Source organism: Paenibacillus sp. MB22_1 (genome assembly GCF_047200555.1).
Classification (GTDB): domain Bacteria; phylum Bacillota; class Bacilli; order Paenibacillales; family Paenibacillaceae; genus Fontibacillus; species Fontibacillus phoenicis.
In genome coordinates this window covers 753,603-771,871 of record NZ_JBLADV010000001.1, presented here as the reverse complement: position 1 = coordinate 771,871, position 18,269 = coordinate 753,603, and the positions used below count along the sequence as shown (strand labels likewise).

Sequence of the window (18,269 nt, the reverse complement as noted above, 5' to 3'; positions counted from 1 at the left end):
CTCGATTACCTCGAACTTCGTTCTTTCAGTCGCGCAAGCAGTGCGTCATCTATGGCATGGGCGTTGCGCTGATTCCTAAAATCGCCGTCAAGGATCAGCGTATTCAGCATGCACTATCCAGCTTCTCCGTTGCTCGGGGAGAGCTGCAGCCATTTTATTCACAGATTGTATTATCCAAGAACAAACATATCACCGCACCGATCAACGATCTCACCTCGCTGCTGACGGTACATGAGTTTGCGGCCGGCTAAAGGCGGTTAACATTGAAAAAGACCTTCCGGCCAGACTGGTCAAAAGGTCTTGATGGTACGGCAGAATAGAGAATCTACTTCGCGAGAAGCAGCAAAGCATGATACAGCACCTCGGCTCCCAGCCCGCAATCCTCCTTGGAGCTCCACTCCTGCGGATGATGACTGATTCCATTCCGGGAACGCACAAAGATCATCCCAAGCGGCCATAGGCCGCTAAACTGCATCCCGTCATGGCCGGCGCCGCTGACCAGCTCCGGCAGAGGGTCCGGCAGCCCGGCAAGCTTCCCGGCAGCAGCGATCGCTTCCTTTACCTCCGGAGAGCTCGGAGCCGGCGCGACTCTTTGCAGCAACTCAAGGGTGAGCTCCGTGCCATGCTTTCGGCACACTTCGCCCGCGTAATCCCGGATGCGCTCTTCCAGCACATCCCGGTCGGCCTCTCCCACATCCCGCAGATCCAGCGAGAACTGCACCTGCCCCGGTATAACGTTGACGCCTCCGGGCTGGGCCTGAATTTTGCCCACGGTGGCGACAGCATTCGGAAATTTCCGGGTCTCCGTATAGATGTAGCTCATCAGTTCCGTTGCCGACTGCAGCGGATCTCTGCGCAGGTTCATCGGCGTCGCGCCCGCATGACCAGCCTGGCCTTTGATCGTGAACTGCTGCCACAGCGGTCCGGCAATTCCGGTTACGAGGCCGACGGGCTGACCCTGGCTCTCCAGCACGACCCCCTGTTCAATATGAAGCTCGACGTATGCCTTGACCTGATCCGGCTCTCTGGCCGCCTCCTGCACCCGCTCAGGCGCCAGGCCGGCCGACCTCATCGCCTCGGCAATCGTAATGCCGTCCGCATCCGCATGTCTCAAATTTTCGGGACGCAGGGTGCCGGCGACAGCGCGGCTGCCGATCATGCCGAACCCGAATCGGGAGCCTTCCTCATCGGTGAAGGCAATCACCTCAATCGGATGTGCGGTAGCGATGCCCTGCTCCTGCATCGTCTGAAGCGCCTCTATGGCGGCCAGCACGCCCAAAGGACCGTCAAACTTGCCCCCGGACGGCACCGTATCGATATGTGATCCTGTCAGCACAACAGGCGCTGCCGGGTCGCTTCCTTCCCGCCGTCCGATCAGATTGCCTGCCGCATCCTCGCGCACGGCAAGGCCCGCTTCCTTCATATAGCGTGCAACCTGTTCCTTGGCCTCACGCTCCTCGGCGGTAAACGAAAAGCGGGTGACTCCCCCGCTCTCCTGCGCGCCGATCTCGCCAAGCTCCATCAGCCGCTTCCACAGGCGTCCGGCATTAATGATCATCGCCCTCGCCTCCGGCCTTTTCCTTCTTATCGGCGTCTGTATTGTTCTCGTTGTCTGCTTCATTCATTTTAAATCGGAAATGGCAGTGCCCGTCCTTGAGCAAATATTTATCATGCTCCACTTCAAAATTCGGATTATATCCTCTCGCAATGGCCGGATCGATCATTTGGCAGTACAGAATGCCGTACTCCTCCATGCCGTCCTTCTTCCACTGGTCGCCAAACGCGCAGCGGGTAAAGTTCTGCTCGATCTCTAGCGGATGGTACTCCGTCACATATTCAAACAGGTCGCTGCGTCCCATATCGTAATTCGGCAGGTAGCTGTGAATGTCATTAGGCTGTCCGGCCGCAGCCGCACGCCGGGCGATATCTCTGCCCCGCTCCTCACCGAATGTGCGAACCCCTTCGCGAATGGCGTCTTTGCCCTCTTCGCCGAAGCGGTCAACAACCGCCTTCGAGAGATGAGCAAACAGTTTCGCCATAATAGTATACGGATCTACCGGCTCCAGACTTTCATCATGATCAATTGTCGTATTGGATTGCTTGTCTGTCGATTGTTGTCCCATTATGAATACCTCCCAGGTTCAAAAGTGTGTCGGTGTCTCTACCTTCTACCTTAGCCTTAGCACCATTATCCCTTATGATCAGGTTGCAGGCCAAGCTCTGTCTTTTCACTTCTCCTGGCGCCCCTGTCTTTGATACTCGTGTCTCATCTTTGATTCTCGTGTCTCATTCCCGGCGCGCCATTGATCTCGCATCTTGGAGAGCTGCTTCCATATGCAAAGAAATGTCCTTCTTCCGAGTTTGTCGGTCTCCTTGTTGCCTGATCAAACGGGATATTGTGCAAAGCATACAGCAATAGCGAGTATTTATGTCCTACAAAGGCTCAAGCTGACTTAGGTGCTGATAAAAGTTAAGTTATATAGTTGCAAGCTTAATGTTTTGTCGTCCCCAAGTACACAGATTTGACAACGTTGTTGTTTCTCAAGTCCGCCGCTGCGCCATGCACGACGATCCGGCCCGTCTCCATCACATAGCCCCGATGAGCCGTTGCCAGCGCCATGCGGGCATTCTGCTCTACCAACAGGACGGACACGCCCTCTTCGTTAATTTGCCGGATGGCGGCAAAAATCTCCTTCACGATCAGGGGAGCCAGTCCCATGGACGGCTCATCCAGCAGCAGCAGCTTCGGTCTGGCCATCAATGCGCGGGCAATCGCCAGCATCTGCTGCTCGCCGCCGCTCATCGTTCCGGCCAGCTGCTTCTGCCGTTCCTCCAGCCGCGGAAACAGCCCGTACATTTTTTGAATATCGGCGGCAATCTCGGCCTTGTCGCGCCGAACATAAGCGCCAAGCCGCAAATTCTCCAGCACGGTCAGATCGGGAAACACGCCGCGCCCCTCGGGAACCTGGGAAATGCCCAGCTCCACAATGCGATGGGGCTCCAGCTTGGTGATGTCCCGTCCTTCAAACCGGATGCTTCCCTCCGCACGTTTGATCAAGCCGGAAATGCTGCGCAGCGTCGTTGTTTTGCCGGAACCGTTCGTTCCAATCAGCGCCACAATTTCTCCGCTGTATATATCCAGATTCAGCTGCTTCACCGCCTGAATGACGCCATAATTCACCTGCAATCCCTGGATTTCCAGCATCTTTTTTCCCTTCTGGCCGGCATGTTGTCTCTCCGTCATCGTTCCTCGACCTCCCCGCCCAGATATGCCTCGATAACATTCGGGTCGTTCTGAATCTGCGCCGGATTTCCCTCCGCAATCTTCACCCCATAATTCAGGACAACGATGCGATCGGAAATGTCCATCACCAGGCCCATGTCATGCTCAATCAGTATAATCTCGATGCTGTACTGGCTGGACAGACGCTTGATTTTCTGAATCAGCTCGGCCTTCTCGACAGCGTTCATTCCGGCCGCCGGCTCATCCAGCAGCAGCACCTCGCAGCCAGTCGCGAGCGCGCGGGCGATTTCAAGCAGTCGCTGCTCACCGTATGGCAGACCGCCTGCGAGTATATCCAGCTTGTGCTCCAGACCGACGATGGCCAGCTTCTCCACACAGTCCTGCACAATCGCCTCACGTCTGCGCTGGAGTGCCGCCCGGGATTTGAAAATGGCCGAGAACATCCCTTCTTTATTACACTCGGCATGGGCAACCAGCACGTTCTCCAGCACCGTCATGTTCTTGATCAGTCTCGTATTCTGAAAAGTTCTTGCCAGACCGAGCTCTACTCTCCGGTAGGGCTTGAGCTTGTTAATCACGGCATCCTTGTAGCGAATCGTGCCGGAGGTCGGGCGATAGATGCCCGTAAGCAGATTGAACAGGGTCGTTTTTCCCGCCCCGTTCGGGCCGATAATCGATAAAATCTCGCCGCGGCGTACCTCCAGGTTAATGTCGCTCAAAGCCGTCAGGCCTCCGAAATTCACCGACACGTTGTTCAGTTCGAGTACCTTCTCCATCATTTGTTCCCAACCTTCTTCACGTTTCCGTAAAAGTTACGTTTCCGGTATTGCTCGCCCCAGAATCCCGAAGGCTTGAATATCATCATTAGCACGATGGCCAGGCCAAGCAGAATCATTCGATAATCGCTCACATATCTCAAGATTTCGGGTGCCGCCACCAGAATGACCGCACCAAGCACAGAGCCCGGCAGACTTGCAGCTCCCCCTAATATGACCATCGCAAGGATATTCACAGAATCCAAATACCGGAATGCATCTGGACTGACATACGAAATATAGGTCGCCCAAAATGCACCGGCGGCACCGGCGAAAAATCCCCCGACGGTAAAGGCCAGCAGCTTGTAATAATTCGGACGGATGCCGACCGATTGAGCCAGCGTTTCATCTTCGCGTACCGTCAGCAGGCTGAGGCCGACGCCCGAATGCACCAGTCTATGGATGACAACATAAGTGATCAGCACCAGCAGCAGAATCAAGTAGTAAAACTCCAGCTTGTCCCTGAACACAAAGCCGAAGAGCGAAGGCGCCGGAATGCCCGGCAGGCCCATCGGGCCACGGGTCAGATCGACCCAGCCGACAAAAATAAGCCGGACAATTTCTCCGAAGCCGAGGGTCACGATCCCTAAATAGTCCCCCCGCAGCCGGATGACAGGACTGCCAAGCAAGAAGCCGAACAGCCCGGCAATGGCAGCCGAGGCGGGAAGCGCGATCCAGAAGGACAGATGGAAATGCAGCATCAGCAGCGCAGCGGCATACGCGCCGATCCCGTAGAAGGCCGCATGCCCAAGCGCAAACTGCCCCGCATACCCGATAATGACGTTAAGGCTCAAGGACAGCATGGAAAAAATACCGATCATAATGACAACATGCAGCAAATAATCATTGACCAGCTGAAGCACAATCGGAAGGACAATGGCCAGCACAGCCGCGGCGGCCATGGCCGCTTTCTTGTTCATACCTATCACCTATACCTTGTTGATCTCTTTGCTGCCAAGGATGCCCGAAGGTCTGATCAGCAGTACAATGATCAAAATTGAAAATGAGATAACGCTCTTGTATTGGGTCGAAATATAAGCGCCGCCGAGCGTTTCGACGAGACCAAGCAGCACGCCGCCCAGCATCGCGCCCGGGATGTTTCCGATTCCTCCGAGTACCGCAGCCGTAAATGCGTTAATTCCTGCCATATACCCCATTGTCGGATAAACCGCGTTGTAATAAATGCCGACCATAATGCCGGCGCATGCTGCCAGCGAAGAGCCGATGGCGAAGGCAAGGCTGATCATCCGGTTCGTATTGATCCCCATCAGTGCGGCGTTGGTCAAGCTCATCGAGGTCGCCCGCATCGCCGTCCCTGTTTTGGTCCGGGTTACGAACAGTTGCAGACCCAGCATCAGCAAGATGGACAGCAGCAATATCAAAATTTGGATTTCAGAAAATGTGATGCTTCCGAATGTGTAAGTCCGGCTGCCAAAAGCGGTCGGGAAAGGATGCATCTCCGTCCCCCACAATTTCTGCGCCAGGCTGACCAGGAGCGTGGACACACCGAGAGCGCTGATCAGCGGCACGATCCGGTCCGCCAGACGCAGCGGCCGGTAGGCGAGCCGCTCGATAAGCATGCCAATTCCCGCCGTAACGGCAGCGGATAATAAGAAAGCGAGATATATAGGAAGCTGAAATTCCTGCATAAAAAAGAGTCCCAGAAAACTGCCGATCATAAAGATGTCGCCATGCGCAAAGTTAACGATTTTCAGTATGCCGTACACCATCGTATATCCGAGTGCGATCAAGGCATAAATGACACCGATGGTCAGCCCGTTGGTCAATTGCTGGAGGAACATGCGTAACACCCCTTCAAAGCCGAGGAACAGGAAAACGAGCTTTCCTGTTCCAGGTTCACGTAATGACTATTATTTATAAAGTTCAAATTTGCCGTCCTTAATCGTCAGCCGGGACGGCTCTGTAATAACGTCCCCATTCTCATCAAAACTGATAACGCCCGTGGCGCTGTTGTAATCTTTCAGTGTTTCCAGGTAAGACTTGATTGCTTCACGATCTGCGCCCTGCTCCTGGATCGCCTTGATAATGACCGAGGTTGCCACGTACGAGTAAGCAGCATACGTATCCGGCTTGCTGTTGTACTTGGCCTGGTACTCCTCATTAAATCGGGTCGCTTCGGCATTGTCGCCGCCCGGATAGAAGAATCCGATCAGCTTGAAGCCTTCCACAGATTCCTTGCCCAGATCAAGCAGCGCTTCAGAATACAGGCTGTCGACACCGATGAAATCAACGTCCAGGTTCAGCTTCTTCGCCTGCTGGGCGATCAGCGCCGCTTCATTATAGAAACCGCCGATAAAGATGGCGTCCGGCTGCTTCTCCTTGATCTTGGTTAGCACGGTGCTGAAGTCCTTATCGCCCGGATTGAAAGCCTCAGCAGCCACAACCTCGATGCCGTTCTCCGGCGCCGATTGCTGGTAAACATCAAGCAGCCCGAGTCCGAAGTCAGATTGTTCATAGATGAGAGCTACCTTGCCGTAGCCCAGTTCCTTCGACCAGCCGGCTAGGTAGTCGGCCTGGAACGCATCGGTCGTAATAACGCGGAAGGTATATTCCCCGGCATTCGTCACAGCAGGAGCGCTGGAAGAAGGCGATACTTGAACAATTTTGTTCTTGTTGTATATCGGTGCCGTTGCCAGCGTCGCCGAGCTGTTGAAATGGCCGACCACGCCTAGAATGCTCTTGTCGGTTACGAATTTATTGGCGACGTTCACCGCTTCGTTCGAATCTCCCTTGTCATCCTGAATTACAATTTCGATTTGCTTGCCGTCAATGCCGCCAGTCTCATTGATCTGTGCAGCCGCCAGCTCGGCGCCGTTCTTGAATGCTGTTCCATATTGGGCCTGCGTGCCTGAGATCGGTGCTGCTAGACCGATCCGGATCGTATCCCTGTTAGCTTGGGAATCGTCGCTTGCTCCACATCCGCTCAGCAGCCCTGCTGCCAAGCCGGTGATCGCAAGTGCGGATAAAAATCGTTTCATTGTAATCCCCCTTAAAGATGAATTAATCCTATGAGTTAAGTATGGCTTTATTATAATGAATCGTTTTGAAATTGCAACACAAATTTTTGTATAGTCATATAAGTTTCGATAATGTCAAATAATACAGCGGGCTGCAAATGCCCTTAGTGCCATATTGAATGATCTGGATGATTGTAGTCTCGGGCTGCTGCTGCTCAGCCTTCTTTCCAGCCAGCTCGACAATGCTTCGCTGATCGTAACAGCCGGTTGGCTTCTGTTCGCAGGAATCGTGCTCTTCTCTGGGAGCTTGTATTCATAAGCTTGACCGGCATCCGGAAACTGGGGGCCATTACGCCGCTTGGCGGCCTCTGCTTTCTCACGGGTTGGCTGCTGGTGGTCATACAGGCATTCCAGGGACATGATTTCGTCCATAAACTGCTGAACATTACTTCGGATCCCGGCAACGGTATGGTAGAACACATTGTTAATCACATCGGATTTCAGCCATTTTCATAGACCTTCAACAAGGTTGAGTAAAGGTGTATGTCGATTTCGTATAGCTCAGCTCTTGACGATGCATCATTTTCGAGACACCACGAAGCGAATAGATATAACCAAATTTCAATTGATCGTCGTATCCGATTGGACTTCTGATCTAAGCTGAGTGGGTGGAGTCAGTGGTGTAACTGCTTGCTGAAGTGATGAAGATGATAAGGCCTCGCTATAATCTGAAAAGGAATTGTCCTGCCCCTGCGCCCTGATCATAAATGCGTATGTAGTTGCCGGTGCCAACCCCGTTGCCGTAAATTTGCTTTGGTCACCGGAAACGATCCCGACCAACTGGTCGTTGCAATAAATCTCGTAGAATTTAATCGTTTCGGGGGTTGAGATGATCTGCCATCCAAATGAATCTATGTAGGAGAAATTTACTATTGAATAAATATTTTGCAATTCAATTATTAAACACCAGCATTTGTAGGAAACAAAACTCGTCAAAATATATATGATTTTTCGAACATAATTCACTGCAAACCACTCGATTGGCGGAAATATATTCGATTTTTCATATAAAATCTCAAGTTTTGGGCTTCAAGAGGGCGATTCTATATGAAATTTCATATAGATTGGGCCAAATCAGCACTCGCGTTGCATTAACTTTTCAAACGATATTTCAAATCAACAATTTACTAAATTTGCAAATTATAGGCTGGTTTTCATGTACAAAAATAAAGAAATCCCCTAATGTTGAGTTGATCCAAAGGTTATCCATCAACCTCTCAACAAAAGGAGATTTCTATGGATAACAGTACAAATTTAAGTGTCATATGTCAATGTCTACAAATGTTAAATATTAATTCTTCCCGAGATAGCGTTTTGGATTATCGTGCTCGCAAGCTTTTTGTCGGTTCTTCCCTACTGCTGTTCATTGAAGCCCAGTTACAGCAACGAGAGTCTTATGCTGAAATGTCCGAGCATCTTGAAGCCAATGAAGACTTTCAAGCGATACTTGGTGGACTTGAAAGCATAAGCCCATCCCAACTCTCGCGGAAAATGAAGAAGCTTCCCCTAGAGAACCTTCACCTGCTTTTCATGCAAGTAACGAGACAAATCCAACAACTAACGGAGAATAAGCCAGGAATCACGACTAAGATCGGAAAGCTCGCGATCATGGATTCTACTCAAATCACCTTGCCAGCGATTCTTTCCAAATGGGCTTACTGCTCTGCATCCAATCACGGCGTGAAAATGCACACTTCACTTCTAGTCGTCGACGCGAAGACGATGGTTCCAGATAAAATCATCGCCTCAACCAAAGATGTCGCAGACCACGAAGTTGCCCCAAACTTTACGGTCGATAAAGAAGTGACCTATGTGATGGACCGGGGCTATCAGGTGCACAAGCATTTTCAAGCCTGGGTGGACCAAGGGATGAAGTTTGTGGCTCGGGTTAAGGATAATACCCGATTGACGATCCTCAAGGAACGGGCTCTTCCCAAGCGGGGAGATTTCATTCGGGATGCGGATGTAACTCTGCCAGGGCAGCAAATGAAGTTGCGACTCATTGAGTTTCAGGATCAGCAAGGTCGTTTATATCGCCTTGTGACAAGTCGCATGGATTTATCCGTGCACCAAATTGCAGATGTATATCGGCATCGTTGGCAAATCGAGCTATTCTTTAAATGGATTAAGCAACACCTCCGTTTAGTGAAGCCTCATGGGTACACCGCAGAAGCCATCTGGAACCAGATGTATATCGCGTTGATATCCTATGCTCTGTGCCTGTTGCTACGCCTGAAGCTAGAGTGCAAGCAAACCGTTTGGCAGTTACTTCGATTGATTCGACTCTATGCCGATCGGTCATGGACTAGGCTGCATGAAGCCTTATTCAAAAAGCCCACACGGAGTTCAAAAGGACGAACGAAGCGAAACGGTCGGCCCCCCAAGCAGGCGAACAAATCGATGAAGCCACGAATCATTGTAGAAGTATTGAACTAAATACTTAAATTTTAAAAAATGGGTAACGTGCGGGTTTAATCCCCTCTAAACTTTTTCAAATTTAAGCAAAGTGTGTCTGTAAAATATATACTAATATGGTTTATATATACTATATCGTTGTTCTGTATTTGTCTGAATCAAAGCAGAAAGAAGTCTTAATGCAACGCTAGTGCCAAATCAGCCATATTTGAGCGAATATATTCGATTTTTCATATATATTTCTGTTTCGTCGAGAGAGGTCGCGCCCCCAACCGAACCCAACCCAAGAGCGAATCCCCTCTCCTTCTCAAACACAAAAGTCCCCTCAAGCCTCAGCTTGAAGGGACTTTCTATTTCTATCCTTAATCCTCAATCGTCGACAAATCGCCGGCTGGGAGGTTGAGCTCCCAGGCTTTGAGCACGCGGCGCATGATCTTGCCGGAGCGGGTCTTGGGCAGTTTGTCTTTGAATTCGATTTCGCGCGGAGCGGCGTGGGCGGACAGCCCTTCCTTGACGAATTTGACGATTTCCGCCTTCAGTTCCTCGGACGGTGTGAAGCCCTCGCGCAGCGAGATAAACGCCTTGATGATCTCTCCGCGCACCGGATCCGGCTTGCCGATAACCCCTGCTTCCGCTACAGCTGGGTGCTCAACGAGCTTGCTCTCGACCTCAAACGGACCAATCCGTTCGCCGGAGGAGTTGATCACGTCGTCGATCCGGCCCTGGAACCAGAAGTACCCGTCCTCGTCCATGTAGGCCGTATCGCCGGAAATATACCAGCCCGGGATGCGGAAATACTCCTCATACTTCGGCGCGTTGTTCCAGATGAGCCGCATCACCGACGGCCATGGGGTGCGAATCGCCAGGTTCCCCATCCGATACGGCGGCAACTCCTTCCCATTATCGTCGATAATCGCCGCCTGAATGCCCGGCACCGGTCTGCCCATAGACCCCGGTTTGATTGGCATCGACGGATAGTTGCAGATGAGCTGGCCGCCCGTTTCCGTCATCCACCAGGTGTCGTGGATGCGCCGGTTGTACACCTTCATCCCCCAGCGAACAACTTCTGGATTTAACGGCTCACCGACCGACAATACGTGACGCAGCGACGACAGATCATATTGCTTAATGATATCCTGTCCTGCACCCATCAGCATCCGGAACGCAGTAGGCGCGCTGTACCAAACGGTGACTTTGTACTTCTGAATCGTTTCGTACCAATCCGCCGGGCTGAAGCGACCGCCGCGCACGACGTTGGTCACCCCATGCAGCCACGGGGCAAAAATACCGTAAGATGTGCCGGTTACCCATCCAGGGTCCGCCGTACACCAGTAAATGTCGTCTTCTTTCAGGTCCAACACGACATTGCCGGTATGATAATGCTGAATCATTGCGTTATGCACATGGTAAACGCCTTTAGGTTTGCCGGTTGAACCCGACGTATAATGCAAAATTAAGCCATCTTCGCGGTTCACCCACTCGATTTCAGCCTCAGGGGATGCGGCTTCCATCTCCGCCTTATAATCTACAATACCGTCCCCAGCCTTCACATCGTCGCCTACAACGATGATCGTCCGCAGCGTCGGCAGCTCTTCACGCTTCACCCGCGGCAGCAACGCCGACGTCGTGACGAGCACAACCGCGCCGCTGTCCTCCAAGCGATCCTTGACCGCCGTTTCCATAAACGCCTCAAACAACGGACCAACAACCGCACCAACTTTAAGCGTGCCCAATACACTCACATAGAGCTCCGGCGTCCGCGGCATAAAGACGAAGACCCGATCCCCCTTCGTGATTCCGTATTTGCGCAGCACGTTAGCAAATCGGTTCGTCAGCCCCTGCATGTCCTCGTACGTATACGACTCCTCGCGTGTCGGATCGCTGAACAACAGCGCTACGCGCGAGCCCTTGCCCGCATCGACATGGCGGTCGATCGCCTCGTAAGCCATGTTGACTTTGCCAGTGACGTACCAGGAGAACTTCTTCTCGACATCCTCCCACTTAAAGTTCTTATACGCCTCTTCGTAGTTGCCCATATTGGACGACGGAACGCCCGATGAAATGACTTCCCCTTGCAGTTGACTCATCGTTTCATCCTCCCTTAATCTTTGGAAATCTCCAAGCAATAGATCAAAGTTTATGAAAACGGATACATAGCAACGTAAGTTGAAAGCTTTGTTCAGCGTCATGGGTGAGGGCATCCGTTTTGATCGAAAAAGCAACGACAGAACTTAAACGATTGAGGTGGTTTTCGAGGACAACGATCACATCAGCGGACTGAAAATGTGAAAATTTTATGTCGGAGAACATTATAGCACACGTTTTCGCGCACAGGCTACACTTTTCATTTTTTCTTTTTTCTGTTATAAGTGAGGGGAACGAGCAAAGGAGGCGGTTCCATGGAACATAAAAAAACGTATATCCGCCACACCCTGCCCCATCAGCAACGTGAGATTGTTGTGGAAGGACCCGTATCCCCTTCCCATCTCCAAACCTTAAAAATGCATCCCGATCTGGACGCATTCCGCAAGCCTGCAGATCAACATGCCGCGCTGGTGGAAATTGCCGGACTTCCAGAGGGACGTATCATCCTGGCCCGGGAGGATTCGACCATTGTAGGATACGTCACCTTTCACTATCCCGACGAGATGGAGAGGTGGTCCCAGGGCAATATGCCCGACCTGATCGAGCTGGGAGCCATCGAAGTGGCCGACGACTATCGGTCGCTCGGAATCGGATCGAAAATGATCCGCACGGCATTTGAAGACGAACAGATGGAGAAATACATCGTCTTTACGACCGAATATTATTGGCATTGGGATTTGAAAAACAGCGGGCTATCCGTATGGGAATACCGCAGCATGATGGAACGGCTGATGAAGACGGTCGACATGGTCTGGTATGCTACCGACGACCCGGAAATTTGCTCCCATCCGGCTAACTGCCTGATGGTGCGGATCGGTAAGGAGGTTCCTTTGTCCTCCGAGGAGCAGTTTGACCGGATTCGTTTTCAGCAGCGTTTCATGTACTGACAGTTAAAAAGGAAGGCGTGATGAATCCATGCCTGGAAGCGCTTTATTTGTCCACCATGAACAGGCGATGAACTACCGGTTTCACGACGGCCATCCTTTCCATCCGATCCGGCTGGAATTGACGATGGACTTGCTGCAGGATCTGGGCGCGCTAACGCCGCAGCAAATGCACCTGTCGCGCCCGGCAACCGACGAGGAATTGCTATGGATCCATCAGCCGGCGTACGTTGAAGCGGTTAAGCAGCTGAGCCGCCCGAATCCTGAGGCGGACTGGATCACGCGCGGCGAGCAGTTCGGGCTGTTGGACGAGGATACGCCGTATTTTCCCGGCATGCATGAAGCGGCAACCTGGGTCGTCGGAGGAACGATTACAGCCGTAGAGACCGTGCTCTCCGGCTCCACAACCCACGCCCTGCACCTCGGCGGCGGCCTGCATCACGCCCTGTCGGCTAAAGCCGCCGGCTTCTGCGTCTACAACGATGCTGCAGTGGCTATTGACTATGCCCGCCGCAAGTACGGCGCACGCGTCCTGTACGTCGATACGGACGTCCACCACGGAGACGGGGTGCAGTGGAGCTTCTATTCAGACCCCGATGTTTGCACTTATTCCATCCATGAGACGGGAAAATATTTATTCCCAGGCACCGGCTTCCTGCCGGAGCGCGGCGAGCATCAAGGCTATGGCGCCTGCATGAATCTGCCGCTCCAGCCTTATACGGAAGATGCCTCCTGGATGGAATGCTTCGAGGAGTCGATCCGGCGATTAGCCGCGCATTTCCGGCCGGATGTGATCGTCAGCCTGCACGGCTGCGACGCCCACGCGCTGGACCCGCTGTCGCATATGCACTGTAGCATGGCGATCTACCGCGATATGCCGGCGATCCTGCACGAGCTGGCCCATACGTATTGCGAGGGACGCTGGGTTGCGATGGGCGGCGGCGGTTATGATTTATGGCGGGTCGTCCCGCGGGCGTGGAGCTTGCTGTGGCTGGAGATGAGCGATCATCCGTTGATCGCTTCCCTGCGCCGCAACCCGCTGCTTCCGCTGCCGCAAGCCTGGATCGACCGCTGGCAGCCGCAGACCCCGTTCCAGCTTCCTGCCGCTTGGCTTGACGACCTGTCCCATTGGGAGGGCATCCCCCGCCGGGCGGAAATTACAGCAAAAAACCGCGAGAGTCTCGCGGTCGCTTTACAGGATTATCCCTAATACTCAGGTGGGGCTGGCTGAACCCCGCCTGAGTTTTTATTTTTTCAGCTCACCCACATGCTGGACCATGTCATTGAGAATAGCAAACGAACGCTGGGCCGCCAGCGCGGTAAACTCAGCAAAATTCACATCCGCAGAGCCGTCCGCCTTGTCCGAAATGGAGCGGAGTACAATAAACGGCACCCCGTTCCGTTGGCATACCTGGGCGAGCGCCGCCCCTTCCATTTCGACGCAAGCGCCGTCCAGCTCCCCGTATAGAACCGAGCTAACAAATTCCGGATCCGCGATAAACTGGTCGCCGGACAGCACCCGTCCGACCCGATATTGATGGTCCGTGCACTGTCGGGCGCAGGCCTGATCTGCCAAGCGGATGAGCCCGGGGTCAGCCGGAAAGTCGGAGACGTCCTGGTACGGCGTAATGCCGCGCGCAAAGCCCAGCGGCCGCACGTCCATATCGTGCTGCTGGCAAGTTGAAGAGATGACGATGTCACCTACGTTCAGCTCGGGATGCACTGCTCCAGCCACCCCGGTAAACCAGATCGTATCCGCTCCAAAACGGTCGATCAGGACTTGCGTTGTGGCTGCGGCATTCACTTTGCCGACGCCGGATTTACACACCACCACGTCCTGCCCATGGAGTACGCCCTTGACGAAACGTGCCCCAGCCGCGTCAACCGCCTCCTGGTGCTCCACCTTTTCGAGCAGCAACGCAATTTCTTCATCCATGGCCCCCATCAGGCCAATCGTATTGTACATGGTTCATTACTCCCTCCGATACTCCCGTTCATCCGTGCGGACAAGTTGTATCGCCCTGTATTTCCTCAAAATGCTCAAAAAAGCTCCTTATGCAAGGAGCTTTTTGTCCGTTGTTAACCTTTTTCATATATATCTATGTGTTACATATCTCTCTAAGCCGAAACACCTATAGCAACCGAAGCCTTACAGGTGGCTAACAGACAAGCGTAAGATCGTCTCGTGCGGCAAAATCACCCGAGGGTTCTCAACCGTTTCCTTCTTCATCAGCTTCGTCAGTAAACGCATCGCTACCGCACCAAGGTCGTACATCGGCTGAGCGACCGTCGTCAGCTGAGGACGCACCATCGAAGCCATACGGATGTTATCCACGCTGATGATCGAGAAATCATCCGGCACCTTCAAGCCTTCGTCCTGAATGCTGTGGATGGCGCCAATCGCCATTTCATCCGTTGCGGCGAAGATCGCTGTCGGCCGTTTCTTCAGCCCCAGGAAATACTTCATCGCTTCCACGCCGGATTCATAACGATAGTTGCCGATCCGCACCAGATCCTCTTGGTACCGAATGCCCGCTGTTTCCAACGCACGCTTGTACCCCTGGAATCTGGCATAGCCGTTCGCCGGATCCTGCAACGTTCCGCTAATCATCGCGATTTCGCGGTGCCCATGGCGGATCAGCGTGCTAACTGCGTCAAACGCTGCGGCTTCATGATCAATATCCACGGATGGATATTGGCCGTTCTCGTCACTCGTTGCGCACAGCACAATGGGTACCGCAGACGTCTGGAACGCTTGAATATGCTCCTCCGTTACGGTTCCGCCCATGAACAGGAGCCCGTCCACTTGCTTCTCGAGCAAGGTGTTGATGACGCGAATCTCCTTCTCTTTCCGTTTGTCGGCATTACACAAAATAATGTTATAGTGATACATGTTCGCAATATCTTCGATGCCCCGAGCGATTTCTGCAAAAATCGAATTCGAAATATCGGGGATAACCACGCCTACAGTGGTGGTCTTCTTGCTGGCAAGCCCCCTGGCTACGGCATTGGGCCGGTAGCCTAACCGTTCTATCGCTTCGTAAACCTTTTTCCGGGTCTGCGGTTTCACATTCGGATTGTTATTGACAACCCGGGAAACCGTGGCCATCGAGACGCCTGCTTCACGTGCCACATCATAAATGGTAACCGTCACATTCTTCTCTCCATTGCCAATAGATTTTCACTCATTCATCCGGTAAAGATCCAGAGCTTCAATTAAATTTATGATACGACAAAATACTACTTAATGCAATGATAACGCTTCACTCAGCGCAAAATCTCTTCCAACGCCGACTTCGTGATCTTGGAATGGGACGTGTGCCAAACGGCTTGTCCATCTTTAATCAGGATCGCTTGTGGGGATTCATGCTTGACGCCAAGCCGCTCGGCTGCCTCGTTAGATACGTCTCGGTTCTCGATGACGTAAATCAGCCCGTATGTAACGTCTTCGCGCGGAGTCCCGTTTAAATAAGCCTCCGCTTCCTTATGCGCCCCGGCACTGATCGGGCAGCGGGTACTGTGCTTGAATAGCAACAACGGCTGGTTTGAGGAGCGTTCCAAAGCATCGTTCAGCTCCTGGATCGATTGTATTCTCATCCATTTGGACATGACAACTCATCCCTTTTTGTTCGAATAAGAATCTCCAGATGTTCTGTTGATATCTTAACAAAAAGAGAAATGAAAATACAACTTTTATTTACAAAATGATTTGCAAAAATCGAGTAAAATCGTCAATTAGCCTTGGAAAGTTGTCGATTCTTGACATATTTAGACAATTGGGATAGACGTTTGGAGATTTCGTTCATCCAGTCCAGATCGCCCAGGTTCTTGGCTCCGCCGTACAGATCCAGCAGCATGTTGATTCGTTCTTCGCATTGCTGCTCCAGCAGACCTTCAAAGGATTCGTTATCCGTCCCGTCCCACTGACGATAGATGCTGAAGATCAAGTCAGCCAGCTCGTTCCGCTCGGTAAAATAAATGCGGCCGCTCGGCGGCTCCTTCTTGAGCTCGGTCAGCAGGTCCGTCAAATTCGACTTCACCTCGGGAAGCACCTCGTAGAAGTCGCAGTCTTCACACTCGTAAATTGGAACGCGCTCGATTTCATAGATTCCTTCAAAAATGACCAGCCTGAAGCCCAGGTTCATCATTTTCCCGCACTGACAGTGCTTACGCACAGTACCACCTCATCTTAGTCCTCTGCATTTTTAGTTCCGATGATTTTGTTAGATATAAGTAAGCCCTTCGTATCGGAGCCTCCGCTGCCTTAGATTGCTAGAATATTCCACACCGCTCTTTGCAGCTCGTGACTTTTGACGTGCACCGATAGACGTTTTTGATAGGATATGGTTCTTATTCGACCCGTCTGCGAGAATCTCCTTCTGTTAGCAAAAAGTACTTTAAATTGCCATATTTGGAAGGCTTTCAGAAGCCGCCGGGCATAGGAATAGTCATCATTTTTGATACAATTAAAATATTGAATCGAATTTTCGTCAAGTACCATAAAAGACAGGAGGAGTTGGATTTGAGATTAATTGGCAAAAAGATCGTTGCCTTAGTAGATGAAGAGTTCGAGGATTTGGAGCTATGGTACCCTATTTACCGCGTTCGCGAAGAGGGAGCGGAGGTGCATTTGGCCGGCCCGGTGAAAGGCAAAAAATACATCGGCAAATATGGCGTCCCCGCCGAAGCGGAATTTGCCTTCGAGGAAATCGATGCCAGCGCATATGACGGGATTCTTGTCCCCGGCGGCTGGGCGCCGGACAAGCTTCGCCGCTACGACAAGGTGCTCCAGCTCGTCCGCGAGCTGCACCAAGCGAAGAAGCCGATCGGGCAAATCTGCCACGCCGGCTGGGTGCTCATCTCCGCCGGGATCTTGAAAGGCGTGACCGTAACGTCCACGCCAGGCATCCGCGACGATATGCGAAACGCTGGCGCGATTTGGGTCGACGAGCCCGTCGTCGTGGACGGACACATCATCTCAGCGCGCCGCCCGCCGGACTTGCCGGCTTACGGCAAAGCGTTCGTGGATGCGGTGGTGAGGCAGCGGTAACGGTGTGTGTGAGGCAGTGAGTGAGCGGGTGCGGTGTGAGGTAGAAGCGTGTGGTGCGGTGCGGTGTGCGGTGACGGCGTACGGGAGCCACGTGCGCTAACGGTGCGCCGAAGTGGCGTGTAGATGCCGTGTGTGGAACGGCGTGCGGTGCGGTGAGCGGTAGTGGCGTGCGGCAGTGATGTGCCGCTCCCCGCCGGCACCCTACTATGGTTAAGCAGTTGGGAGCTGTGGCACCAAGCACGGAGCAGCAGCTAGTGGCGGAAGGATACTGCAACTAACCTTCGCCTGCAACTAACCTTCGCCTGCTTCCGCCAAGTGTAAAAGTGCAGTCTAATCCCTTCGAACTTCCCGAATTTCGAGATTCAAATGCAAAAGTGCAGTTCAGATCGGCTTAAAAGCTCATATTAGGCCCGATTTCCTCAATATCTACTGCACTTTTGCATTTCAACTAGCCGTTCGGGGCATGTTCGACAAAAACCGCCTGCACTTTTACATCTCAGCGAGGGAAGTTAGTGCGGAGTGAGTGCGAAGCTAGTGCAAACAAGCGAATCGAGCGCGAAACGAGCACGATGCGAGCAGAGCCAGCGCAAAGCGAGCGAAGCCATCGCCGAAGCGAGCGCGAAGCATTGCAGCGCAACCGCACGCCAAGGCGCAGCATAAACAAAACAAGGCCGTCCC

Annotated in this window: 19 protein-coding genes and 2 pseudogenes; 7 read left to right on the top strand and 14 right to left on the bottom strand. The window is 52.7% G+C overall.

Features of this window, described 5'->3' with window-relative positions:
* Window positions 1–56: 56 nt before the first annotated feature.
* Complete coding sequence (locus ACL02P_RS03485; protein WP_412836831.1) at window positions 57–251, top strand: hypothetical protein; 195 nt, start codon at window positions 57–59, stop codon at window positions 249–251.
* A 74-nt stretch (window positions 252–325) separates the two neighbouring features.
* Here ACL02P_RS03485 and ACL02P_RS03480 read toward each other — a convergent pair whose 3' ends face one another.
* From ACL02P_RS03480 to ACL02P_RS03450, 7 genes are all read right to left on the bottom strand, one after another.
* Entirely contained in the window at window positions 326–1,558 is a 1,233-nt protein-coding gene (locus ACL02P_RS03480; protein WP_260071633.1) for a Zn-dependent hydrolase, read from the bottom strand.
* Window positions 1,548–2,123 carry an L-2-amino-thiazoline-4-carboxylic acid hydrolase gene (locus tag ACL02P_RS03475; RefSeq protein WP_009225215.1) on the bottom strand — a complete coding sequence of 192 codons (576 nt, stop codon included), beginning with the start codon at window positions 2,121–2,123 and terminating at the stop codon, window positions 1,548–1,550. The genes ACL02P_RS03480 and ACL02P_RS03475 overlap by 11 nt, the downstream gene beginning before the upstream one ends.
* 368 nt (window positions 2,124–2,491) lie before the next feature.
* Window positions 2,492–3,205 (bottom strand): ABC transporter ATP-binding protein, encoded by a 714-nt coding sequence (locus ACL02P_RS03470; protein ID WP_323079102.1) that lies wholly within the window; start codon window positions 3,203–3,205, stop codon window positions 2,492–2,494.
* A gap of 35 nt (window positions 3,206–3,240) precedes the next feature.
* Entirely contained in the window at window positions 3,241–4,020 is a 780-nt protein-coding gene (locus ACL02P_RS03465) for an ABC transporter ATP-binding protein (protein WP_412837314.1), read from the bottom strand.
* Entirely contained in the window at window positions 4,020–4,979 is a 960-nt protein-coding gene (locus ACL02P_RS03460; RefSeq protein ID WP_028539446.1) for a branched-chain amino acid ABC transporter permease, read from the bottom strand. Before ACL02P_RS03460 ends, ACL02P_RS03465 begins: the two co-directional genes overlap by 1 nt.
* A 9-nt stretch (window positions 4,980–4,988) precedes the next feature.
* Window positions 4,989–5,861, bottom strand: a complete 873-nt coding sequence (locus ACL02P_RS03455; RefSeq protein ID WP_412836830.1) for a branched-chain amino acid ABC transporter permease — start codon at window positions 5,859–5,861, stop codon at window positions 4,989–4,991.
* A 69-nt stretch (window positions 5,862–5,930) separates the two neighbouring features.
* Window positions 5,931–7,058, bottom strand: a complete 1,128-nt coding sequence (locus tag ACL02P_RS03450) for an ABC transporter substrate-binding protein (protein ID WP_412836829.1) — start codon at window positions 7,056–7,058, stop codon at window positions 5,931–5,933.
* A gap of 175 nt (window positions 7,059–7,233) precedes the next feature.
* Here ACL02P_RS03450 and ACL02P_RS03445 point away from each other — a divergent pair.
* Window positions 7,234–7,439, top strand: a pseudogene (locus tag ACL02P_RS03445) (DUF423 domain-containing protein); the annotation flags it as partial.
* Window positions 7,440–7,457: 18 nt separating this feature from the next.
* On the opposite strand, the pseudogene ACL02P_RS03440 reads toward ACL02P_RS03445, so the two are convergent.
* Window positions 7,458–7,583 (bottom strand): annotated as a pseudogene (locus ACL02P_RS03440) (IS630 family transposase); the annotation flags it as partial.
* Window positions 7,558–7,620, bottom strand: a complete 63-nt coding sequence (locus ACL02P_RS03435) for a hypothetical protein (protein ID WP_371859541.1) — start codon at window positions 7,618–7,620, stop codon at window positions 7,558–7,560. The pseudogene ACL02P_RS03440 and the gene ACL02P_RS03435, both read right to left, overlap by 26 nt.
* Window positions 7,621–8,411: 791 nt before the next feature.
* On the opposite strand from ACL02P_RS03435, the gene ACL02P_RS03430 reads away from it, so the two are divergent.
* Complete coding sequence (locus ACL02P_RS03430) at window positions 8,412–9,533, top strand: IS4 family transposase (protein WP_412836828.1); 1,122 nt, start codon at window positions 8,412–8,414, stop codon at window positions 9,531–9,533.
* 341 nt (window positions 9,534–9,874) lie between these two features.
* On the opposite strand, the gene acsA is transcribed toward ACL02P_RS03430, so the two are convergent.
* Complete coding sequence (gene acsA / locus ACL02P_RS03425; RefSeq protein ID WP_036645245.1) at window positions 9,875–11,599, bottom strand: acetate--CoA ligase; 1,725 nt, start codon at window positions 11,597–11,599, stop codon at window positions 9,875–9,877.
* A 312-nt stretch (window positions 11,600–11,911) separates the two neighbouring features.
* Between acsA and ACL02P_RS03420 the strand changes: the two genes are divergently transcribed.
* Both ACL02P_RS03420 and ACL02P_RS03415 read left to right on the top strand, forming a co-directional pair.
* On the top strand, window positions 11,912–12,544 hold the full coding sequence (locus ACL02P_RS03420; protein WP_009225207.1) for a GNAT family N-acetyltransferase: 633 nt from the start codon (window positions 11,912–11,914) through the stop codon (window positions 12,542–12,544).
* Window positions 12,545–12,572: 28 nt separating this feature from the next.
* Window positions 12,573–13,751 (top strand): acetoin utilization protein AcuC, encoded by a 1,179-nt coding sequence (locus ACL02P_RS03415; protein WP_412836827.1) that lies wholly within the window; start codon window positions 12,573–12,575, stop codon window positions 13,749–13,751.
* A 36-nt stretch (window positions 13,752–13,787) separates the two neighbouring features.
* Here the strand turns inward: ACL02P_RS03415 and ACL02P_RS03410 are convergent, their stop codons facing one another.
* From ACL02P_RS03410 to ACL02P_RS03395, 4 genes are all read right to left on the bottom strand, one after another.
* Window positions 13,788–14,507, bottom strand: a complete 720-nt coding sequence (locus ACL02P_RS03410) for a 5'-methylthioadenosine/adenosylhomocysteine nucleosidase (protein WP_009225205.1) — start codon at window positions 14,505–14,507, stop codon at window positions 13,788–13,790.
* 183 nt (window positions 14,508–14,690) lie between these two features.
* The gene (gene ccpA / locus ACL02P_RS03405; protein ID WP_009225204.1) at window positions 14,691–15,695 is read right to left on the bottom strand and encodes a catabolite control protein A; all 1,005 of its coding nucleotides are present in this window, start codon (window positions 15,693–15,695) and stop codon (window positions 14,691–14,693) included.
* 113 nt (window positions 15,696–15,808) lie between these two features.
* A complete protein-coding gene (ytxJ, locus tag ACL02P_RS03400; protein WP_009225203.1) occupies window positions 15,809–16,150 on the bottom strand; it encodes a bacillithiol system redox-active protein YtxJ in 342 nt (113 codons plus the stop codon).
* Window positions 16,151–16,272: 122 nt separating this feature from the next.
* Window positions 16,273–16,716: a hypothetical protein gene (locus tag ACL02P_RS03395; RefSeq protein ID WP_009225202.1), complete on the bottom strand. Its 444-nt coding sequence runs from the start codon at window positions 16,714–16,716 to the stop codon at window positions 16,273–16,275.
* Window positions 16,717–17,063: 347 nt separating this feature from the next.
* Here ACL02P_RS03395 and ACL02P_RS03390 point away from each other — a divergent pair, with 347 nt between their 5' ends.
* A complete protein-coding gene (locus tag ACL02P_RS03390; protein WP_036645242.1) occupies window positions 17,064–17,591 on the top strand; it encodes a type 1 glutamine amidotransferase domain-containing protein in 528 nt (175 codons plus the stop codon).
* A 519-nt stretch (window positions 17,592–18,110) separates the two neighbouring features.
* A complete protein-coding gene (locus ACL02P_RS03385) occupies window positions 18,111–18,251 on the top strand; it encodes a hypothetical protein (protein WP_157273436.1) in 141 nt (46 codons plus the stop codon).
* Window positions 18,252–18,269: the final 18 nt, after the last annotated feature.

Bases quoted from the DNA above. Each gene is read 5' to 3' on its own strand.
- ACL02P_RS03415 (WP_412836827.1), top strand. From the start codon at position 12,573: ATGCCTGGAAGCGCTTTATTTGTCCACCATGAACAGGCGATGAACTAC.
- ACL02P_RS03420 (WP_009225207.1), top strand. From the start codon at position 11,912: ATGGAACATAAAAAAACGTATATCCGCCACACCCTGCCCCATCAGCAA.
- acsA (WP_036645245.1), bottom strand. From the start codon at position 11,599: ATGAGTCAACTGCAAGGGGAAGTCATTTCATCGGGCGTTCCGTCGTCC.
- ACL02P_RS03455 (WP_412836830.1), bottom strand. From the start codon at position 5,861: ATGTTCCTCCAGCAATTGACCAACGGGCTGACCATCGGTGTCATTTAT.
- ACL02P_RS03485 (WP_412836831.1), top strand. From the start codon at position 57: ATGGGCGTTGCGCTGATTCCTAAAATCGCCGTCAAGGATCAGCGTATT.
- ACL02P_RS03480 (WP_260071633.1), bottom strand. From the start codon at position 1,558: ATGATCATTAATGCCGGACGCCTGTGGAAGCGGCTGATGGAGCTTGGC.
- ACL02P_RS03410 (WP_009225205.1), bottom strand. From the start codon at position 14,507: ATGTACAATACGATTGGCCTGATGGGGGCCATGGATGAAGAAATTGCG.
- ACL02P_RS03475 (WP_009225215.1), bottom strand. From the start codon at position 2,123: ATGGGACAACAATCGACAGACAAGCAATCCAATACGACAATTGATCAT.
- ACL02P_RS03450 (WP_412836829.1), bottom strand. From the start codon at position 7,058: ATGAAACGATTTTTATCCGCACTTGCGATCACCGGCTTGGCAGCAGGG.
- ACL02P_RS03460 (WP_028539446.1), bottom strand. From the start codon at position 4,979: ATGAACAAGAAAGCGGCCATGGCCGCCGCGGCTGTGCTGGCCATTGTC.
- ACL02P_RS03470 (WP_323079102.1), bottom strand. From the start codon at position 3,205: ATGCTGGAAATCCAGGGATTGCAGGTGAATTATGGCGTCATTCAGGCG.
- ACL02P_RS03465 (WP_412837314.1), bottom strand. From the start codon at position 4,020: ATGGAGAAGGTACTCGAACTGAACAACGTGTCGGTGAATTTCGGAGGC.
- ytxJ (WP_009225203.1), bottom strand. From the start codon at position 16,150: ATGTCCAAATGGATGAGAATACAATCGATCCAGGAGCTGAACGATGCT.